This is a genomic window from Microbacterium sp. TPU 3598 (assembly GCF_002356155.1).
Taxonomy (GTDB): Bacteria; Actinomycetota; Actinomycetes; order Actinomycetales; family Microbacteriaceae; genus Microbacterium; species Microbacterium maritypicum_A.
Window position 1 is genome coordinate 360,567 of sequence record NZ_AP017975.1, and the last position, 17,616, is coordinate 378,182.

The 17,616-nt window shown below is 68.6% G+C and carries 22 protein-coding genes; 9 read left to right on the forward strand and 13 right to left on the reverse strand.

The genetic code is table 11. From position 1 onward, the window contains the following. Nucleotides 1–10: 10 nt before the first annotated feature. Nucleotides 11–1,627 carry an SDR family oxidoreductase gene (locus tag MST3598_RS01630; RefSeq protein ID WP_096359367.1) on the reverse strand — a complete coding sequence of 539 codons (1,617 nt, stop codon included), beginning with the start codon at nucleotides 1,625–1,627 and terminating at the stop codon, nucleotides 11–13. Between the two features lie 158 nt (nucleotides 1,628–1,785). Here MST3598_RS01630 and MST3598_RS01635 point away from each other — a divergent pair, with 158 nt between their 5' ends. From MST3598_RS01635 to MST3598_RS01645, 3 genes are all read left to right on the forward strand, one after another. Continuing rightward, nucleotides 1,786–3,009 carry an MFS transporter gene (locus MST3598_RS01635; RefSeq protein WP_029260140.1) on the forward strand — a complete coding sequence of 408 codons (1,224 nt, stop codon included), beginning with the start codon at nucleotides 1,786–1,788 and terminating at the stop codon, nucleotides 3,007–3,009. 232 nt (nucleotides 3,010–3,241) lie between these two features. Next, entirely contained in the window at nucleotides 3,242–3,715 is a 474-nt protein-coding gene (locus MST3598_RS01640; RefSeq protein ID WP_231924906.1) for an SRPBCC domain-containing protein, read from the forward strand. Then, nucleotides 3,712–4,029: an ArsR/SmtB family transcription factor gene (locus tag MST3598_RS01645; RefSeq protein ID WP_029260139.1), complete on the forward strand. Its 318-nt coding sequence runs from the start codon at nucleotides 3,712–3,714 to the stop codon at nucleotides 4,027–4,029. Before MST3598_RS01640 ends, MST3598_RS01645 begins: the two co-directional genes overlap by 4 nt. 4 nt (nucleotides 4,030–4,033) lie before the next feature. On the opposite strand, the gene MST3598_RS01650 is transcribed toward MST3598_RS01645, so the two are convergent. After that, complete coding sequence (locus MST3598_RS01650) at nucleotides 4,034–4,588, reverse strand: MarR family winged helix-turn-helix transcriptional regulator (protein ID WP_021198422.1); 555 nt, start codon at nucleotides 4,586–4,588, stop codon at nucleotides 4,034–4,036. Further along, nucleotides 4,588–4,830 (reverse strand): hypothetical protein, encoded by a 243-nt coding sequence (locus MST3598_RS01655; protein WP_096359369.1) that lies wholly within the window; start codon nucleotides 4,828–4,830, stop codon nucleotides 4,588–4,590. The genes MST3598_RS01650 and MST3598_RS01655 overlap by 1 nt, the downstream gene beginning before the upstream one ends. A gap of 128 nt (nucleotides 4,831–4,958) precedes the next feature. Here MST3598_RS01655 and MST3598_RS01660 point away from each other — a divergent pair, with 128 nt between their 5' ends. Next, nucleotides 4,959–5,402 carry a MarR family winged helix-turn-helix transcriptional regulator gene (locus tag MST3598_RS01660; RefSeq protein ID WP_029260137.1) on the forward strand — a complete coding sequence of 148 codons (444 nt, stop codon included), beginning with the start codon at nucleotides 4,959–4,961 and terminating at the stop codon, nucleotides 5,400–5,402. Between the two features lie 66 nt (nucleotides 5,403–5,468). Next, entirely contained in the window at nucleotides 5,469–5,795 is a 327-nt protein-coding gene (locus MST3598_RS01665; RefSeq protein ID WP_021198419.1) for a DUF7882 family protein, read from the forward strand. A 154-nt stretch (nucleotides 5,796–5,949) separates the two neighbouring features. Here MST3598_RS01665 and MST3598_RS01670 read toward each other — a convergent pair whose 3' ends face one another. Beyond that, a complete protein-coding gene (locus MST3598_RS01670) occupies nucleotides 5,950–6,702 on the reverse strand; it encodes an SDR family NAD(P)-dependent oxidoreductase (protein WP_029260136.1) in 753 nt (250 codons plus the stop codon). 269 nt (nucleotides 6,703–6,971) lie between these two features. Then, entirely contained in the window at nucleotides 6,972–8,330 is a 1,359-nt protein-coding gene (locus MST3598_RS01675) for a formylglycine-generating enzyme family protein (RefSeq protein WP_157749847.1), read from the reverse strand. 144 nt (nucleotides 8,331–8,474) lie between these two features. On the opposite strand from MST3598_RS01675, the gene MST3598_RS01680 reads away from it, so the two are divergent. The 3 genes from MST3598_RS01680 (at nucleotide 8,475) to MST3598_RS01690 (ending at nucleotide 11,358) form a co-directional block, all read left to right on the forward strand. After that, nucleotides 8,475–8,864 (forward strand): ArsR/SmtB family transcription factor, encoded by a 390-nt coding sequence (locus MST3598_RS01680; RefSeq protein ID WP_029260134.1) that lies wholly within the window; start codon nucleotides 8,475–8,477, stop codon nucleotides 8,862–8,864. 2 nt (nucleotides 8,865–8,866) lie between these two features. Further along, a complete protein-coding gene (locus MST3598_RS01685; protein ID WP_029260133.1) occupies nucleotides 8,867–9,844 on the forward strand; it encodes an SRPBCC family protein in 978 nt (325 codons plus the stop codon). A gap of 161 nt (nucleotides 9,845–10,005) precedes the next feature. Continuing rightward, a complete protein-coding gene (locus MST3598_RS01690; RefSeq protein WP_029260132.1) occupies nucleotides 10,006–11,358 on the forward strand; it encodes a flavin monoamine oxidase family protein in 1,353 nt (450 codons plus the stop codon). On the opposite strand, the gene MST3598_RS01695 is transcribed toward MST3598_RS01690, so the two are convergent. The 8 genes from MST3598_RS01695 to MST3598_RS01730 all read right to left on the reverse strand — a co-directional run bounded on the left by MST3598_RS01695 (nucleotide 11,349) and on the right by MST3598_RS01730 (nucleotide 16,135). Then, nucleotides 11,349–12,074: a Pr6Pr family membrane protein gene (locus tag MST3598_RS01695; protein WP_029260131.1), complete on the reverse strand. Its 726-nt coding sequence runs from the start codon at nucleotides 12,072–12,074 to the stop codon at nucleotides 11,349–11,351. The genes MST3598_RS01690 and MST3598_RS01695 overlap by 10 nt on opposite strands. A gap of 92 nt (nucleotides 12,075–12,166) precedes the next feature. Then, entirely contained in the window at nucleotides 12,167–12,556 is a 390-nt protein-coding gene (locus MST3598_RS01700) for a DoxX family protein (protein ID WP_021198399.1), read from the reverse strand. A gap of 29 nt (nucleotides 12,557–12,585) precedes the next feature. Next, nucleotides 12,586–13,347 carry a ribonuclease H family protein gene (locus tag MST3598_RS01705; protein WP_029260130.1) on the reverse strand — a complete coding sequence of 254 codons (762 nt, stop codon included), beginning with the start codon at nucleotides 13,345–13,347 and terminating at the stop codon, nucleotides 12,586–12,588. A gap of 58 nt (nucleotides 13,348–13,405) precedes the next feature. Further along, nucleotides 13,406–13,666 (reverse strand): hypothetical protein, encoded by a 261-nt coding sequence (locus MST3598_RS01710; RefSeq protein WP_029260129.1) that lies wholly within the window; start codon nucleotides 13,664–13,666, stop codon nucleotides 13,406–13,408. 95 nt (nucleotides 13,667–13,761) lie between these two features. Continuing rightward, nucleotides 13,762–14,097: a hypothetical protein gene (locus MST3598_RS01715; protein WP_021198396.1), complete on the reverse strand. Its 336-nt coding sequence runs from the start codon at nucleotides 14,095–14,097 to the stop codon at nucleotides 13,762–13,764. Nucleotides 14,098–14,161: 64 nt separating this feature from the next. Then, nucleotides 14,162–14,467 (reverse strand): protealysin inhibitor emfourin, encoded by a 306-nt coding sequence (locus MST3598_RS01720; RefSeq protein ID WP_029260128.1) that lies wholly within the window; start codon nucleotides 14,465–14,467, stop codon nucleotides 14,162–14,164. Then, nucleotides 14,442–15,512, reverse strand: a complete 1,071-nt coding sequence (locus MST3598_RS01725; protein ID WP_029260127.1) for a M4 family metallopeptidase — start codon at nucleotides 15,510–15,512, stop codon at nucleotides 14,442–14,444. The genes MST3598_RS01720 and MST3598_RS01725 overlap by 26 nt, the downstream gene beginning before the upstream one ends. Nucleotides 15,513–15,691: 179 nt before the next feature. After that, entirely contained in the window at nucleotides 15,692–16,135 is a 444-nt protein-coding gene (locus MST3598_RS01730) for a hypothetical protein (protein WP_029260126.1), read from the reverse strand. Between the two features lie 163 nt (nucleotides 16,136–16,298). On the opposite strand from MST3598_RS01730, the gene MST3598_RS01735 reads away from it, so the two are divergent. Then, nucleotides 16,299–17,615, forward strand: coding sequence for an ABC transporter substrate-binding protein (locus MST3598_RS01735; protein WP_051671179.1), 1,317 nt, complete (start codon nucleotides 16,299–16,301; stop codon nucleotides 17,613–17,615). The last annotated feature ends 1 nt before the right edge of the window (nucleotide 17,616 follow it).

Below are 17,616 nucleotides of genomic sequence, written 5' to 3' on the forward strand. Positions count from 1 at the left end.
GATCAGGCGATCACGCCGGACCAGGCACCTTCTCCGAGGGTCGGCCGGAATCGGCGGGGTCGCCGGTCGCCGCGACGGATGCCTGCGCCTCTTTCGCCTCTTCGGCAGCGGCCGTGATGCGTGCGGCCATGCCGGCGAAGATGGCGCCGTGGAACGGCAGGACGGCGAGCCAGTACAGCCGACCCGTCAGGCCGCGGGGGAAGAAGATCGCGCGCTGCTCGTAGCGGGCGCCTTCGTCGTCGGGCACGGCACGCAACTCCAGCCACGCCTCGCCCGGCACCTTCATCTCGGCGCGCAGGCGCAGGAGCGATCCGGCATCCGTCGTCTCGACGGCCTCGACGCGCCAGAAGTCGATCGCGTCACCCACGCGGGCGGCGGTGCGGCTCCGGCGTCCGCGGCTGAGGCCCACGCCGCCGACGATGCGGTCCATCCACCCCCGCACCGCCCACAGCAGCGGTGAGGAGTACCAGCCGTTCTCGCCGCCGATGCCGAGGATCACGCGCCACAGCTCCGCCGGGGAGGCGCTCGTGGTGACCGAGCGGGAGTCGGTGAAGACCGTGCGTCCGGCCCATTCCGGATCGCTCGGCAGGGGGTCGCTGGGCGCGCCGGAGACCTCGGAGTCCTGCCAGCTCGTCTCGATCGTGTCGCCCCGGACTCGACCGAGCGCCAGATCGACCGCGCGGCGGTAGGGAGTCAGCCCGCCTTCCGGGCGGGGGATGAGCTCGTCGACCTCGTGGTCCTTCATGATGCACTCGTTCTGCAGTGACGCGACGAGCGGGCGGGCGATCGACCGCGGCACCGGGGTCACCAGATTCACCCAGTGCGATGCGAGGCCGGGGGTCAGCACCGGGAGGGCTGCGATCGCACGCTGCCGGAGCCCGGCCTCGACCGCATAGCCGTTCATCATCTGTCCGTAGCGCAGCACGTCGGGGCCACCGATGTCGACCGCACGACTCACGTCGGGGTCGACCCGCGCCGCTCCGAGCAGGTAGTGCAGCACGTCGCGCACAGCGATCGGCTGGATGCGGTTGCGCACCCACTTCGGCGCGGGCATATACGGCAGCACGTCGGTGAGATGACGGATCATCTCGAAGGACGCCGAGCCCGATCCGATCACGACGCCCGCTTGCAGCACGAGCGTCGGCACGCCGGATCGCAGGAAGATCTCGCCCACGTGCACGCGCGAGCGCAGGTGCGGTGAGAGCTTCGCGTCGTCCGGATGCAGGCCGCCGAGGTAGACGATCCGACGCACGCCCGCGCGGGCCGCCGCCTCGGCGACCGTCGTCGCGGCTCGCTCGTCGCTCTCCTCGAAGCCCTTGCCCGCAGACATCGAGTGGATCAGGTAGTACACGACGTCGACGTCGTCCATGGCCGCGGCGACGGCGTCGGCGTCATCCGCCGACCCCTCGACGATCTCGCAGTCCGGACCCCAGGGGAAGGATGCCGCCCGCGCCGCATCCCGTACCAGCGCGCGCACGCGGTATCCGGCGTTCAGCAGGCGCGGGGTCAGCCGCCCTCCGATGTATCCGGTCGCACCGAGGACGAGGGCGCGCGGCGCGGAGCCGTCGTCGCGGGGGACGGCGCGCAGCGTCTCTTCGCGACCGGTGGGCTGGGTGAGTTCGGGCATGTCCTGAGCGTAGGCCGGGCGTCCGACGCGCGGAACGGGGTTGCGGGGTGCGGCGGCGGTCTGTAGGAGGGCGGTGCGCAGGCGGCCGTCGGCGTCCGTGGAGCCGGGCGCGGATTCCGTGTGGGCAGAGCCCCTCGTCGCCCCGTACGATCGTAGACATGGCTTCAATCGAATCGATTCGACGATCCGTGCCGGATCAGGCGTCCCGGCGCGCCCGCATCGCCGTCTCCGCGCTGTTCCTCACGAACGGGGCCCTGTTCGCGAACATCCTGCCGCGTTATCCGGAGATCAAGTCCGCGCTCGGGTTGGACAACCTCGGCTACGGCTTCGCGATCGCCGCCTTCCCTGCCGGCGCCATCGCTGCCGGGCTCTTCGCGGCGGTGCTGATCCGGCGCTTCGGGTCGTCGCGCATCGCCGTCATCGGCACCGTGCTCACGAGCCTCGGGTTGCTGTCGGCGGCTCTCGCGCCGTCCGGGGTGCTGTTCGCCGTCGCGCTCTTCCTCGGTGGAGCATCCGACGCCATCACCGACGTCGCGCAGAACGCCCATGGCCTGCGGGTGCAGCGGCGCTACGGGCGCTCGATCATCAACGGCTTCCACGCGATCTGGTCGATCGGTGCGGTCCTGGGCGGCGCGATGGCCGCAGTCGCGATCGCGTTGCAGCTGCCGCTCGGTGTGCACCTGGGCATCTCCACGGCCGTCTTCGCCACGGTCGCTCTCGTCGCCCTGCGGTTCTGCCTCCCTGGCCGTGACGACGAGGTCGCCGATGAGGCGGCGGTGGAGCCCGTCGACCTCGCTGGTGCGGTGCGCCGCGGTGTGACCCCGCGCACCGTGATCGCGATCATCGCGCTGACCCTCATCGCGATGGCGGGTGCCGTCGCCGAGGATGCGGGGAACTCGTGGGCGACGCTGTACCTCGCCGATTCGCTCGGGGCTGCCGCGGCGATCGCGCCGCTCGGCTTCATCGCCCTGGTCGGCGCGCAGTTCGTCGGCCGGATCATCGGCGATCCGCTCACGGATCGCTTCGGGCAGCGGTGGGTCGCCAGGGTCGGCGGTCTCATCGCCGCGGCCGGCATGACGCTTGCGCTCGCGTTCCCCACCGTGCCCGGTACGATCCTGGGTTTCGCCGCCGTCGGATTCGGCATCGCCACTCTGATCCCCGCGGCCATGCATGCCGCGGACGAGCTGCCGGGGCTGCGGCCCGGCGTGGGGCTCACGGTCGTCTCGTGGCTGCTGCGCCTCGGTTTCCTGCTGTCCCCGCCGTTCGTGGGATACATCGCCGAGAACGAGAGCCTGCGCGCCGGGCTCCTCGTCGCCCCGGTCGCCGCTCTCGTCGCCGTGTTGCTGGCGGGGTTCCTGGAGAAGCGCCGACCGCGCAGCTGACCTCCGTCTCTGAGATGCGGGTGTCGTTTGGATGTCGGGAGGGCGGGTGCAGGGTGTTCTCGCAGCGATTCGTCCCGCATTCGGGAACACTCCCGCCGCCTGGTGCGGCTGGGGATCTTGCATGCAACCCGGGGGTTGCGCAAGAGGATCGCATGTGCAACTCTAGAGTTGCAGCTGGCCGATCGGCCGGCGAGGCATGCAGGTGACCACGAAAGGACCCATCATGGTGAACATGACCCACAACGAGGCATCCGTCGTCGATGAGGAGACCTTCTCCGTGCGGCGGAGCATCCAGATCGCAGCCCCCGTCGACAAGGTGTGGCGAGCGGTGGCCGAGCCCGAGCACATCTCCCGCTGGTTCGGGCGCACGGTGCTGGAGGGTGCGGGCGTCGGAGCCACCGGCACGATGACCTTCCCCGACTACGACGTGATCCCGTTGCGCGTCGAGGAGTACGACGAACCGCGACGCATCACCTACCGCTGGAACAACGACGATGCGCTCGGGAAGCTGCCGGAGAGCATCGACGAGTCGACCTCGACCGTGTTCACCTTCACCCTCGAAGAGGCCGACGGCGGCACCAGGCTCACGGTCGTGGAGAGCGGATTCGAGCGCACGTCGGATCCGCTCTCGAACCTCGAGTCCCACCGCACCGGCTGGGACCTGGAGCTCGACAAGATGGTCGCACTGGTGGAAGGCGAAGCGTGACCACGGAGACTCTGCTGCCCGTGTTCGCGGCGCTCGCGGACGAGACGCGCTGGAGCATCCTGACGGCTCTCGGCGAGGGCGATGCGTCGGCATCCGCCCTCGCCGGGCGTCTTCCGGTGTCTCGGCAGGCGATCGCGAAGCACCTCGCCGTCCTGCAGGAGGTGGGTCTCGTCGAGCCGGTGCCGGTGGGGCGCGAGGTGCGCTTCCGTGTGGTCGGCGCCGAGCTCTCCGCCACGGCCGCGAGGCTCGATGTGATCGGGCGCGAGTGGGACCGCCGCCTCGCCGCGATCAAGCAGATCGCAGAGGGGCTGTAGGGCGTCACTCCGCGGCTTCGGAGCCTTCCTGGTCGCGGATCACGTCGCGAAGCTCCTGGTCGAGGTCGGACGCCTCCTCGATCGCGGCCGTCATCCCGGCGAGGAACCGGGTGACCACGGCACGTTCCTGATCGGAGAGCTCGTCGACGAGCGTCAGCATGCGGCGATGCATCGCGCCGAGGGTGGCGCGCACCTCTTCGTCGCTGCTCACCGTCGGGACCACGACGCCCGCGCGGCGATCGGTGGGGTGCGCCTCTCGGCGGACGTGGCCGCCCTTCTCCAGGCGGTCGATGAGCGTGGTCGTCGATGCGGTCGAGATGTTGAGCATCCTGGCGATGTCGATCGGTCGGACGATCCGCCCGGCGCGCTGTTCCCTGAGCAGGAATCGCAGCGCCATGAGGTCGGTCTCGTTCATGCCCATCGAGGAGCGCGTGCGTGCGCGCATGGCGGTCTCGGCTGCGCGGTAGCGTCGCAGCATGTTGAGCACGTCGACGGTGCTGGCGCTCTCTCCGTCCGGGTACCAGTAGCCCGAACGTGCGTACTCCTGGGAGTCGTTCATCAGGCGACCACCTCTCCGCCGTCTGCGCTGAGCGCCGTCTCGCGTTCGAGCATCTCGACAGCCCCTGTTGCGACCTCGGCGGGGACGACGAGCAGGAACCCGCCCGTGATCGCATCGTTCTCCGCGGTGATGGTGCGCGCGATCCGCTCGCGACCGGCTGTGGGGAACTGCTGGTGCAGCTGGTCGAGCAGGTCGGCGTAGCGGACGTATCTCTCATCCTTGAGGTCTATTGGATCGACCATGACGTCCCTTCTCGTCGTGATTCCATCCTCTCACCGTCGGAAGCGCCTGATGATCGCCCATTTTGCTAGACAGTCCAGTAATCAGCTCGTCGAGGTAACATGGGGCGGCGGAGATGGGGAGTGGTGACATGGGGCAGAGGCTGGAGATCGCGACACCGGAACTCGCGCGGGAGGTGGATGCGCTTCGCCGTGCCGACGCGCGGCTCGGGCGCCGGCTCGCTGCGGGGCGCCAGCCGAACGAGACCGATCGTGCCGCCATGCGTCTGATCGCGGAAGCGCCCGCCGATCGTCCGGTGACCCCGCGGGATCTGGCCGGGCATCTGGGCGTGAGCACCGCCGCGGTCACGTCGGTGCTCCGTCGACTCGCGGAAAGGGGCCAGGTGGTCGTCTCCACCCATCCCCAGGACGCGCGTTCGAAGATCGTGCGCCCGTCGTTGCGTGACCTGCATTCTCCCGCCGACGAGATCTCGCGGCGGGTCGAGGGGATCGAGAGCGAGTTCACACCCGACCAGCTCGCGGTGATCTCGCGGTTCCTGCGACGTCTCACCGAGGAGATCTCGGACCTGACCTGAGCCGACTTCCAATTAGCTAGCTAAACTAGTAATCTATTTTCCGAGAGATAAATCGGAGGAGGAGTCATGGGTCAGCTCAGCTATGCCGGAGAGTCGCAGACGTTCGAGGTCGACGACGAGGTGCTCTCTCACCTCCGTCTCGTGGCGGTCACCAAGCTTCGCCGCGGCGAGTCGTTCCCGCTCACGCTGCGTGTCTCGGACTCGCGCACCGAGACGCTGTGGATGCACGCCTCGATCCCGGTCCGCTTCACGATCGACGCCGACGTGGAGTTGCAGCGGCCGGTGCTGGTCAAGATGATGGCGGCGGCGAGCGGCGCCGGGGGCCTCGACCTCACCGACATCGACTTCACGCCACTGAGTTCCTCCGCGAGGGTGATGCACGCCGTCGCCTGACGACAAGCTCGCCTCCCTCGCCGATGCACTCCTGGGCAAAGCAGTGCAGCTCGCGGGCGGGGAGGTGCGCGGCCACGCAACCGGGGGGTTCGCGTCGCCGCTTCTGACGCTCGGCCATCGAGAATCGGGTCCCGATGGCCGAGCGTCGATTCTGTCAGAGCGCGGTGTATCCGCCGTCGACGAGGTGGTAGCTGCCGGTGATGAAGCTCGCCGCATCGCTGGCGAGGAAGGCGATGAGGTTCGCGACCTCGTCGGCCTGGCCCAGGCGTCCGATCGGGTGCTTGCTCACGAGGAAGTCCTTCGCCTCGTCGCCCATGTTCGCGAGCAGCGGGGTGTCGATGAAACCGGGACCCACGGAGTTCACGCGCACGCCCTTGGCGGAGTACTCGAGCGCCGCCGACTTGGTCATGCCGACCACGCCGTGCTTGGCGGTGACGTAGGCGGGGGAGCCGGCGAAGCCGACGCTGCCGAGGATCGAGGCGATGTTCACGACCGAGCCGCCGCCGTTCGCGAGGATCGAGGGGACCTGTGCCTTCATGTTGCGGAAGACCGCGTTGAGGTTGATCGCGATGACCTTGTCCCACGCCTCGTCCTCGTACTCGGCCGTCGGAGCGCTGGCGCCGCCGATGCCCGCGTTGTTGACGCCGATGCGCAAGGGAGCGAGCGAGTTGGCGAGTTCGATGGAAGAAGCGATCCAGGCCGCATCCGTCGCATCGCCGACTGAAGCCTCTGCCGTGCCGCCGGCAGCGCGGATCTCTTCGACGACCGCGTTCGCATGCTCCGCGTTCAGGTCGTTCACGACGACGGATGCGCCGTTCTTCGCCAGCAGTAGGGCGGTCGAGCGTCCGATTCCACTGCCTGCTCCCGTCACGATCGCCGAGCGGTTCGAGACGTCGTACTGAGCCACGAGTGACTCCACTTCCGGGCGGGCGCGGTGCCGGGAGATCTTCTCGGACGGTCCGTCCTTCACTCCAGCCTACGCCTGAAAATGTGGGGTGGATTCACGTGAATGGATGTCGGCGACGCGATGCCGCCGGCACCAGCGGACTCTGTCGGAGCAGGCGAGCCCGACGAGCCCGGCCGGGGCGGTCGTTGGTCGCGCCCGTCGCGACGGAGCGTCCTCGACCGATCGACGAGGACGCTCCGCGGCATGTGGTGGACGGTCTTCGTCGCCGTTCAGAGCACGCGCACGAGGCGGAATCCGAACATGTTGGTCGCGGTCTCCGACGAATAGTAGGCGCTGCGATAGTCCAGTCGCAGATTCTGGGGCTGATAGTTCCACGCGCCCCCACGCACGACGGGGAACGGTACTCCGCCGTCATGCGGGCTCCCGTCGTTCGCTGCGGCGGAGAGATCCTGTACCCAGTCGTCCGCGACGAATTCACGCGCGTTCCCGGTCACGTCGTACAGCCCGTACCCGTTGGGCGCGAAGCTCGCCACCGGCGCGGTGTACGGGTAGCCGTCATCGACGCCGGTGCTGTCCCAGCCGAATCCGTTGGTCTCCTTCGACGAGAGGTCGAAGCTGTTCGCGTACTCGTTCACGCGAGAGAGGTCGTCACCCCAGTAGAACGTCGTGGTCGCACCGCCACGCGCCGCCCACTCCCATTCATCTTCGCTGGGGAGTCGATAGGTTTCCCCCGTCTTCGCACTGAGCCATGACGCGTACGCGTTCGCATCTTCACGCGTGATCGCGACGACGGGAGAATCGGCCGTCTGGGGGAATCCAGGATTCAGGTAGTCCAGCGCAGCGTTGAACTCCATGGCGGAAGGCTCCTGGGGGTTCCACCATCGAGCTCCACCGCGAGGACGATACTTCGTCTCTTTGACGAACGCACTGAACTGACCGACCGTCACCTCGGTCGTGCCGAAGGCGAGGGCCTCACTGATCGTGACGTCGCGCTGGGGCGTCTCGAAATCACGCCGGTTCTCCGGGACGTTCCAGATCTGCTGTTCCTCGGCTGTCGCCCCCGCAACGTAGTCGCCCTTCGGCACCACGACCATCTCCGGGAGGCCGGGAAGATCGCGGAACACCGTGCCCGGCTGCGTCTGAGCGCTGACATCGGCGCGCGATCCTTCCACTCGCGCCGGGCGGGTCTTGTCGCGCTTCTTCAGAGAGTCGTCCATCGAGGCCACGCGGTACTGCCATTCCGCCACGGAACCCTGAAGGAACATCACGGAATCGAGCACGCCCGGCTGGTATCCGGGCTGCGTGGCGAGATCGAGCAGATAGGTGGATTCCACCTGAAGCCGCTCCAAGGCCGTCTTGAAGCTCTCGTACTGCGGGATCCTCGAGCGATCTTCGTCCAGAGCGAGGATCGCTTCGTTCACGGCGGGAACGACGGCACCATAGGTGGTCTTCGCGTCGGATCGCCACACCAGCGAGTCCTCGAGATCGTCGAGTGCGCGATGGGCGGCATCTGCTCCACCGCGACCCATCGGGGATTGGGCGAAGACCGGCGTGGTGGAGGTGGCGACGAGAGCCAGCGTCAGAGCGACCGCGGCGGAGACCCGCACCGCCGTCGTGGAACCCTGCATCGGCCCGGAATCAATATTACGTAACATGTTAAGTGTTCCATTCTGTTGATCCGGGAGTATACCCACCCCGTCTATGGCGCGAGAGTGCGATCTCGACACTTTCACTCTTGACACACCCGCTCCGCGGGCATAACGTACAACCAAATGGTTGCACAAAGAGAACTGAGCGAAGCGGAGGTCGACCGTGTCTTCCACGCACTGGCGACGTCGACCCGGCGCGACATCCTGCGCCGGACGATCGAGCGTGAGCAGTCGGTCTCGACCCTCGCCTCCGAATACGAGATGTCGTTCGCCGCGGTGCAGAAGCACGTCGCCGTGCTCGAGGCCGCAAACCTCATCGTCAAGCGCGCCGAGGGACGCGAGCGGCTCGTCCGCGCGAACCCCGAGATGATCGCCCGCGCCAGGGCGCTCCTCGCCCGATACGAAGAGCTGTGGCGGTCGCGCATCGCCCGGCTCGACGACCTGCTGGCCGAGACGCCTCGGCCCGGCTCATCCGACACCAGCGACACCACGAAGAACGAACAAGGAGACTGAACATGCCTGTCACCGACGTCACCACCGATGCCGAGAACCTGACCATGACTGTGGTCGCCGATTTCGCGGCCCCCATCGACCGCGTCTGGAGCGCGTACTCCGACCCGCGTCAGCTCGAGCGGTTCTGGGGTCCTCCCGGATGGCCGGCCACCTTCACCGCCTGGGACCACACCGTCGGCGGGCGTGCGGTCTACTCGATGAACGGTCCGCGCGGCGAGAAGTCGTCGGGTGCGTGGGAATTCGTATCGATCGACGCGCCGCACGGCTTCGAGGTCATCGACTCGTTCGTCGATGAGGAGGGAAAGCCGCTCGACGGATTCCCCGCACAGCGGATGTCGTTCTCGTTCGAGCCCACCGACGAGGGCACCCGTATGGTGACCACGAGCCATTTCGACTCCGTCGACGCGCTCGAGCAGGTCGTCGAGATGGGCCAGGTCGAAGGCATCAAGATGGCGATGGCGCAGCTCGACACCGTGCTGCAGGATCTCCGCGAGTACGCGCAGGGCAAGGGCACACGGGTGGAACTGCTCGACGACACCCACGTGCGCATCACCCGCCTGGTCGAGGGGCCGCGGGAGCTGGTCTGGCGCGCGCACTTCGAGCCCGAGCTCATCCGCAAGTGGATGCTCGGACCCGACGGCTGGGAGATGACGGAGTGCGTGGCCGCCACCGAGGTGGGCCAGTCGTACCGGAACTCCTGGGCGCCGGTCGGCGACACCGAGGGGCAGCCGTTCGGCTTCGAGGGTGAGGCGCTGCTGATCGACGCCCCGCGCCGGGCGGTCAGCACTGAGCGGATGCAGGGCATGCCCACCGAGACGCTCAACGATCTGAACCTGTATGAGGAGGACGGCGCGACTCTCGTCACGCTGCTCATCGAGTATCCCGACAAGGAGACGCGCGACATGATCCTCGCCACCGGCATGGCCGACGGCATGGAGTCGTCGTTCGCCCGCCTGGAGCGGGAGCTGCTCTCCGTCTGACGCTGCATCTGCGCGCACGCAGTCGCCGTTTCAGGCGTTCACGCCGGGTCAGGCCGATCTCCCCCGAGACGGCCTGACCCGGCGTTTCGGCCTGACCCGGCGAGGCCGAGCATCGAGGCGCCACGCCTCCACGCAGGTGTTCGGGATAAGGTGGCGACACGATGAGGATCACGCGCCGCACTCTGCTCCTCGGCGCCGGAGCCGGTGTCGCTTCGGTGCTTCTCGCCTCCTGCACCCCGGAACCGGCACCCACGCCGACGCCCACTCGCACGCGCGAGCCCGAGCCTCCGCCCGGTGTCCCGGCGGCAGCCGGCAGCATCCGCAGCACCTGGACCACCGATCCGTTCGCGCTCGGCGCCGCCAGCTTCACGCCGGTGGGCGTGCTGGCCGGCACGCGTCTCGCGCTGGGGAAGCCCGTCGACGGGCGCCTGTTCTTCGCGGGGGAGGCGACGGATGAGGATGCTCCCGGAACGGTGCGCGGCGCGATCAGCTCCGGTGCGCGCGCGGCCGAGGAACTCCTGATCCCGGCGACCTCGGGAGAGCGTGTCGCCGTCGTCGGCGCAGGGCTCGCCGGAGCCACCGCTGCCGCTCTGCTCGCCGAGGGAGGGCTGGAGGTGACGGTCTTCGAGGCCAGGGATCGCGTCGGTGGGCGGGTCTACTCCCGCGTCGACGAATCGTGGCCCGTGCCGGTGCAGCTCGGCGCCTGGCTCTTCGGCCCAGACGACGCCGACGTGCTCGACCGGATGAGCGAGGGAGAGGTCGGCGTCGTCGAACTGGCCGGCGAGATCTGGCGCGGACCCGACGGAGCTGTCGACCCGGTCGACCCTCAGCCCTTCGACGCGGCGATCACGACGGCACAGGCCGCGCCCGAAGACTCCTCGGTGGCTGATGCTCTGACCGCCGCCGGAATCGATACCGCCGACCCCGCGACGACTGCGCTGCTCGCGATCCTCGCCGCCCGCACCGGTGCCGGAGCCGACGAACTGTCCAGCTGGTTCGCGCCGCCACTGCCGACAGGCGACCCGAAGGCGGCGACCGGCGACGTCACGCCGTTCATCGAGCAGGCCCTCGACGGCGTCAAGGTGGGGCTCAACTCCCCGGTCGCTCGCCTCGCGTACGACGACTCCGGAGTGAGCGTGCGCCTCGGTACCGGAGAGGCGCTGTCGTTCGACCGCGTGCTCGTGACCGTGCCGCTGGGTGTGCTCCAGGACCGCAGCATCGAGTTCGACCCACCCCTGCCGTTCTCCAACCGCGGTGCGGTGTCGGCGCTCGGCATGGGCGCGATCGAGACCGTGTGGCTGCGGTGGGACGAGCCGTTCTGGGAGAACGAAGAGGCGATCTGGCACGCGGTGGGCGCCGATGTGGTGATCCCGACCTGGATCAACCTGCGACCCGCGACCGGCGAGAACGTGCTCGTGGGCATCGTGGGAGGTGCCGCGGCCGCCGAGTTCGCGAAGCTCGACGAGGACGAGGCCATCGAAGCGGCCCTCGCCTCGCTGGCCCTCTACGTCTGACCGATACGTTCACCGATCGGCGCCTGCTCGGGTGTCGGGGTCTCGGAGCTCGCGTCGACGTCCACGCGCAGTCGTCTCGGCAGCGGCATGCGGCTGACGAGCACGAGGACCGTGGCGACCGCGGCGAAGGTGCCGAGGGCGATCGCCGACGAGAGGATGAACTCCATCGGGCCGCTCACCTGCCGCGGGTCGAGGAAGTAGTACGGGTACCAGCCGATGAGCGGCCCGCGGATCATGGTGGCGACACCCCAGATCACCGGGTAGGCGAGCGTCACCGGGATGACTCGCCAGGAGACGGAGCGGTGGCCGGGTGCCAGTGCCCACGCCGCCACCGTCACGGCGGGGAGCCAGAAGTGCAGCACCTGATCCGACCAGGGCACATCGATGCGGATGCCGCGGATGCCGGCCTGCCAGACCAGGATGGCGAACACGAGTCCGGCGGTGATCGTCCAGGTCAGCACGAGCGCCAGGGCGACCGTGAGCCAGCGCGGATCGCGAGCCGTGCGCAGGGCGATGACCCCCGCGATGCTCAGCAGCACCACGAACGCGATGTTCGACTGGTTGGTCAGATATGCGAAGAAGTTCTGGCTCGCGATGGTGTTCGACGCCAGTCCCCAGGCGAGTCGATGGATGAGTGCGACCAGGCAGACGGCGGCAGCGCCGAGGCGGAGCAGGCCGAAGACGGTGCGGGCCTTCACCGCTGCGTCACCACCCATTCCGTCATCAGCCGAGTCTACGGACCGCAGCTCGGAGGACCCGTCATGCGCGGAGGGTCAGCGTTCTGGTGGTGGAGAGGACGTGGTGTGAGTCAGCGTCGGGGCTCGCGGGTCGACCACAGGGCCAGCGCGACGAGCACGGGCTGGAAGAACAGCCGCACGAAGCGCTTCATGTCCGTGTCGAGCCCGAATCCGTCACGGTGGTGCATCCACTGCGCCACGTTGCCGGGAAACACAGCGACGAAGAACAGGGCGGCGAACGTGCCGACCGCACGTCGACGGCGCCGTGCCAGCAGCAGCGCGGAGCCGAGCGCGACCTCGGCCACGCCCGAGGCGAGCACCGTGGTGTCGGGGTCCAGCGGCAGCGACTCCGGCACCTGCGCCTGGAACTCCTCGCGGGCGATCGTGAGGTGCGAGACCCCCGCGAAGACGAGGGAGGCGCCGAGGAAGATGCGGCCGATGGTGCGGGCGGGAGTCGACATGATGCGAGTGTACGCCTCGGTCGCTGCGCTCAGATCAGGCGGCGGAGCGCCTCTTCGAGCGAGACACCTTGAGCCTCGGCGCGGTCGCGCAGCCGCGCGTGCTCGTCGGACGAGAGCGGGATGCGCAGCTCGATCGGGTCGTCTTCCGGCGCATCCAGGCCGTCGAGGAGATCGGATGCCTCGGCCCACAACGGCTCGGCGACGGCGGACGCAGCGGTCGGGGAGGCGGCGGAGGCCATCGTCGGCGAGGCCGCCCGAGCGGGGGCCGACGAGGGGGCGGAGGCGGCGACCGGCGCCGACGCGGCGACCGCGGCTCCGGCATCCGTGCCGCGGGTGAAGCCCGGTCCTCGACGTGGTTCCTGCTTCGCCTGGTATGCCTTGGCCGCGGCGTTCGCACGTTCGTCGGCGGCCTCGTTCAGCGGGTGCCCCGCGTGCCCCTTGACCCAGGAGAACTCGACGTCACGGCCGCGGATGGCCTCGTCGATGCCCTCGAGCAGGTCGCGGTTGAGCACGGGGCCGCCGTCGGACTTGCGCCAGCCCTTGCGCTTCCAGCCCGGCATCCACTTCGTCACGGAGTCGATCACGTAGCGGCTGTCGCATTCGATCAGCAGTTTCTCGTCGGTGCCCGCCGTCGCGAGCAGCAGTTCGAGCACCGCTCGCAGTTCCCCCTGGTTGTTGGTGCCGTGCGGCGATCCGCCGGCCGCCCAGTTGTCGTCGTCGATGTACCAGGCCCAGCCGTTGGGGCCGGGGTTGCCCAGGGCGGAGCCGTCTGCGGCGGCGGTGATCGTCATCCCTCAACCGTAACGGTGAGCGCGACGTCGCCCTGTCGCGTGAAGGGCGAGCAGTCGGTCAGTCGCCTTCGGGGTCGTCGTCCAGCGGCTCGTCGTCCAGCGGCTCGGCGTCACCGGTCGAGGCGGCCTCGGGGACCGGGGGCGCGACCGGGAACAAGACCGAGCTCAGGTCGCCGCTGGTCTCCGCGCCGAGACCGATCGACAGCGGATCGACGACGGGTGCGGTGTCGAGCACCTCGGACTCGGAGCGCTCGAGCGGCTCCGAGGGCAGCACCCACTGGTTCTCTTGTTCTTCAGGCTTCTGCTGGAACAGTCCCATGAGTTCCATTGTGAACCCGAGCCGCCGTGAGGAGGCCGGATTCACACGGGATTGATCGGATGCGGCGCCGGTGGTCGTCGCCGACGTCGTGGCTGTCAGGCCGAGGCCGCGCGCCGGAAGGTGAAGTATCCCGAGACGGCGCCGTGATTCACGACGCCCGTTCCGGTGCTCATCACCCGATCGGATGTGGTGGCGCCCGATCCGACGAAGGCGTATCCCGTGTGCTCGAGGCGCCAACCGACTCTCTCGACCTCGCTGAGGAAGTAGCCGACGCTCTCGTTCTGGAGGTAGTCGTTCGCCGCCGAACCCCAGGACGACGGGGCACCGGTGAGGCGGCTGACCTCGACGTGCAGGTGCAGGAGAGGGTCGCCGCGGGTGTGTGCTTCGCGTGCCGCACCGAGCAGTCGTTCAGCTTCTTCTATCGTCAGCATGAGCCCCCTCTTCGTGTCGCCGTCGGCAGACGGCTCACCTGAGAGCGTACGTGGACTGACGTCGTCAGGCCGAGGCCGCGCGCACGGCTTCGACGAGTGCCCGCCAAGGGCCTTCGAGCGCGGAGTCGGGCAGTTCGCGCTCGCGCCGCTCGGACGGTGTGCGCGCCTGGATGCTCCACATGAACCGATCGGCGCCGGGTCCGCCGTCCCGCTCCTGATCCCACGGGCAACGGTCGATCAGATCGATCCACTCCGCCGCGTCGTCAGTGCCGGCTTCCACATGCCACTGACGGCGGATGCCGGCGATGCCGCCGGTGCGCACCACCGCGATCACGACCTGCGCGTCAGTCGGTGGAGGGGACTCGCTCATCCTCATAGACTCCCACGGTCGTCCACGCCCGTCGAGCTGCTGCGGCTGTGGCGGCATCGATGGCCGTGGCCGCGGCGACTGTCGCGTCGGCGAACTGCGTGAAGGTCGCGGTGCTCGACAGGCCTCCGGTGAGAGCGCGGTACCAGACTGTTCCCGCCCGCTCCCAGGCATTGCCGCCGAGATCGATCGCGAAGAGGGCGAATGCACGGTTGGGGATGCCCGAGTTGATGTGCACCCCGCCGTTGTCTTCGGTGGTGCGGACGAAGCCGCTCATGTGGTCGGGCTGCGGATCGCGGCCGAGCTCATCGTCGTCGTAGGCGGTGCCGGGTGCGATCATCGAGCGCAGCGCCGCGCCCTCGACGGCGTCGGTGAAGATCTCGGCACCGATGAGCCACGTCGCCTGGTCGGCCGTCTGGCTCAGGGCGTACTGCTCGGTCAGGGCGCCGAACACGTCGGCGATCGACTCGTTCAGGGCGCCAGGCTGCCCCTGGTACTCGAGGTTGGCAGTGTGCTGCACGACGCCGTGTGCGAGTTCGTGGCCGATGACCGTGAGCGAGCCGGTGAAGTGCTGGAACACCTCGCCGTCGCCGTCGCCGAACACCATGCGCTCGCCGTCCCAGAACGCGTTGTCGTAGTCGACGCCGTAGTGCACGGTCGCATCCAGCGGGGCGCCCGCGTCGTCGAGGGAGTTGCGGTCGAAAGCCGCGAGGAGCATCTCGAACGTGGCGCCGAGGCCGTCGAAGGCCTCATTCACCGCGGTGTCTTCGACCGGGGCATCGTCTTCGCCTCGCACGACCGCGCCGGGCAGCTGCTGCGTGTTGCCGGCGTCGCTGATCGTGCGGTTGGGGGCATCGGACAGCTGCGCCACGAGGTCGCCGTTCTCGTCGATCGACAGGTCGATGCGCGCGCGGAAGGGCGGTCGACCGGCGGTCAGCGTCTGTCTCGCAGCTGCGGCGGCCTTGGGGAATCGGCCTGACTCGGCCAGACGCGCGAGCAGGTAAGAGGGGACCACTCCATGACGTTCTCCGGATGCTGTGCTGCTCATGCTGCGACCCTACGCCGGGACGCCGACGTTCGTGTGGCGCGGGCGGGTTGCGGCGAGAACCGCGTCGGGCGGACCGGCGTGGGGCGGAGTTCTCTGTGTCGGGAGGAGCCGTGCCGCGTGGCTGTCCGCCCGACGCGGAGTTCTCCGCCGCACACGGTGCCGCCTCCCGGCGCGCGCCCTCAGTCGTTCTCGATGCTCAGCACGGTCGTGCGCAGGCCGTCGGACTCGTACTGCACCGGCATGCCCGGGTGGTCGATCGAGAACCAGAAGATGCCGTCATCGGTGTCGTACCGGCGGCAGGTGAGCGCACCGAGCGGGGTCGTCAGGCTCACGGTCGACACGCTCGTCGTGCCGGCGTCGAAGGCGGCATGGCCCTGCAGTTCCGCCCAGGTCACCCGATTCGACACGACGGCCTTGGGGTCCTCCGCTGCCCAGCGGTCGAGCGTCGCTCCCTCGTCATCGGTGTCGTGGAAGCGGTTGACGTGCTCGCCCATCGGTCCGTCGGGGCCTTCGAGCAGCAGGTGGATCACCATCCCCGTGCCGGTGGCGTCGCGGATCTCGGCGGCGGTGAACGGCGTCGGGAGGAGTCCGGGGCCGAGCAGGTGCGGATCGGGATCGGTCATGAAGACAGTCTGCGCCATGGTCCGGGCTGCACGTCACGGGATGGTCTCGATAGGCAGGTCCGTCGCCCCATTCCTTGACAGGATTGCGTTCTGTATACAGAATACCAGTACGCCCGAAGGGGCGATCCCGACCTGATCTTCCAATGATGAAAGAGGTAGCGAGATGGCACGTGCGAACGTGACGCGGTATCTGGCACTGGGTGCCGCCGGCGCTCTGGCACTCGGACTCGCCGCGTGCAGCGGTGGGGGTGGAGGAGGCGGTGGAGGCGTCGACGCCGACGGCAACGCCACCGTCGTCTGGTCGACCTGGGGCACGGCCGACGAGCTCACCCGCTACGAGGAGTTCAACAAGGACTTCATGGAGCGCCACCCCGACATCACCGTCAAGCTGCAGCCCGTCGCCGACTACGGTGACTACCACTCCAAGCTGCTCGCACAGCTCACCAGCAACACCGCGCCCGACGTGTTCTACGTGGGCGACGACAAGATCGGCCAGTTCGTCGACTCGAACCGGCTCATGCCGCTGAGCGACCTGATGGACTCGAAGGACAGCAAGACGAAGAAGGATGACTTCTTCCCCGGGCTCTTCGGCGCTGCCGAGAACGACGGCGAGGTGTACGCCGCCCCGAACGACTCGAACCCCGACGTGTTCTGGTACGACAAGCAGGCGCTGGCGGCCGCAGGGATCACGGAGGACCCGGCGACCCTCGCCGAGAACGGCGAGTGGACCACCGACAAGTTCCTGGAGATGAACGAGAAGCTCCACGACGCGGGCCTCACCGGCACCATGTACTGGAACTACTGGGCGACGCACTGGAGCTGGCTCTCGTCGCAGGGCCTCGATGCTCCCTATGACGATTCCGGTGCCTTCGTCGCGAACAAGGACGCCGCCACCGTCGAGTCGGTGCAGCAGCTCGGCGACCTGTTCGAGGACGGCACCTTCGTCGTCGCCGACACCCTTCCTGACGGTGCCGGCGCCGACAGCGTGTTCGTCACGCACAAGGCCGGCTTCTTCGTGCAGGGCCGCTACACGATCGGCACGGTGGATGCGACGGGCGAGCAGGACAGCTACGACATCGTGCAGTGGCCGACCCCTGACGGCGAAGCTGCTCCCACCGGCGTGGCGACCAGCTTCCTCGCGATCAACGGCAAGACCAAGGTGAAGGACGCGGCGTTCACGTTCTGGACCGAGTTCCTCTCCGCCGAGGGGCAGACCTTCCGTCTGCAGGGCGGCGGCAACGCGGTCCCCTCGATCAAGGGCGCTGACGAGGTCGTGCTCGAGGACGACTATCCCGCACACGCCCAGACCTTCCTCGACATGCGCGACATCGGGTTCGAGGACTACCCCGCCGAGGCGCGCGTGCCCGGTCTGCCGACCGCCATCGCCGACGAGTTCCTGAAGCTGTACCAGGGCAAGGCCGACGCGCAGGAGACGCTCGACACCATCGCCGACGTGGTCAAGGAACGGTCGGAGAAGTAGG

Excerpts from the sequence above, each read along its gene's own strand:
- MST3598_RS01730 (WP_029260126.1), bottom strand. The coding sequence starts at position 16,135 with ATGACCGATCCCGATCCGCACCTGCTCGGCCCCGGACTCCTCCCGACG.
- MST3598_RS01630 (WP_096359367.1), bottom strand. The coding sequence starts at position 1,627 with ATGCCCGAACTCACCCAGCCCACCGGTCGCGAAGAGACGCTGCGCGCC.
- MST3598_RS01705 (WP_029260130.1), bottom strand. The coding sequence starts at position 13,347 with ATGACGATCACCGCCGCCGCAGACGGCTCCGCCCTGGGCAACCCCGGC.
- MST3598_RS01725 (WP_029260127.1), bottom strand. The coding sequence starts at position 15,512 with ATGAGCAGCACAGCATCCGGAGAACGTCATGGAGTGGTCCCCTCTTAC.
- MST3598_RS01735 (WP_051671179.1), top strand. The coding sequence starts at position 16,299 with ATGGCACGTGCGAACGTGACGCGGTATCTGGCACTGGGTGCCGCCGGC.
- MST3598_RS01720 (WP_029260128.1), bottom strand. The coding sequence starts at position 14,467 with ATGAGCGAGTCCCCTCCACCGACTGACGCGCAGGTCGTGATCGCGGTG.
- MST3598_RS01695 (WP_029260131.1), bottom strand. The coding sequence starts at position 12,074 with ATGGGTGGTGACGCAGCGGTGAAGGCCCGCACCGTCTTCGGCCTGCTC.
- MST3598_RS01635 (WP_029260140.1), top strand. The coding sequence starts at position 1,786 with ATGGCTTCAATCGAATCGATTCGACGATCCGTGCCGGATCAGGCGTCC.
- MST3598_RS01655 (WP_096359369.1), bottom strand. The coding sequence starts at position 4,830 with ATGGTCGATCCAATAGACCTCAAGGATGAGAGATACGTCCGCTACGCC.
- MST3598_RS01715 (WP_021198396.1), bottom strand. The coding sequence starts at position 14,097 with ATGCTGACGATAGAAGAAGCTGAACGACTGCTCGGTGCGGCACGCGAA.
- MST3598_RS01675 (WP_157749847.1), bottom strand. The coding sequence starts at position 8,330 with ATGCAGGGTTCCACGACGGCGGTGCGGGTCTCCGCCGCGGTCGCTCTG.
- MST3598_RS01700 (WP_021198399.1), bottom strand. The coding sequence starts at position 12,556 with ATGTCGACTCCCGCCCGCACCATCGGCCGCATCTTCCTCGGCGCCTCC.
- MST3598_RS01660 (WP_029260137.1), top strand. The coding sequence starts at position 4,959 with ATGGGGCAGAGGCTGGAGATCGCGACACCGGAACTCGCGCGGGAGGTG.
- MST3598_RS01650 (WP_021198422.1), bottom strand. The coding sequence starts at position 4,588 with ATGAACGACTCCCAGGAGTACGCACGTTCGGGCTACTGGTACCCGGAC.
- MST3598_RS01665 (WP_021198419.1), top strand. The coding sequence starts at position 5,469 with ATGGGTCAGCTCAGCTATGCCGGAGAGTCGCAGACGTTCGAGGTCGAC.
- MST3598_RS01640 (WP_231924906.1), top strand. The coding sequence starts at position 3,242 with ATGACCCACAACGAGGCATCCGTCGTCGATGAGGAGACCTTCTCCGTG.
- MST3598_RS01710 (WP_029260129.1), bottom strand. The coding sequence starts at position 13,666 with ATGGGACTGTTCCAGCAGAAGCCTGAAGAACAAGAGAACCAGTGGGTG.
- MST3598_RS01690 (WP_029260132.1), top strand. The coding sequence starts at position 10,006 with ATGAGGATCACGCGCCGCACTCTGCTCCTCGGCGCCGGAGCCGGTGTC.
- MST3598_RS01680 (WP_029260134.1), top strand. The coding sequence starts at position 8,475 with ATGGTTGCACAAAGAGAACTGAGCGAAGCGGAGGTCGACCGTGTCTTC.
- MST3598_RS01685 (WP_029260133.1), top strand. The coding sequence starts at position 8,867 with ATGCCTGTCACCGACGTCACCACCGATGCCGAGAACCTGACCATGACT.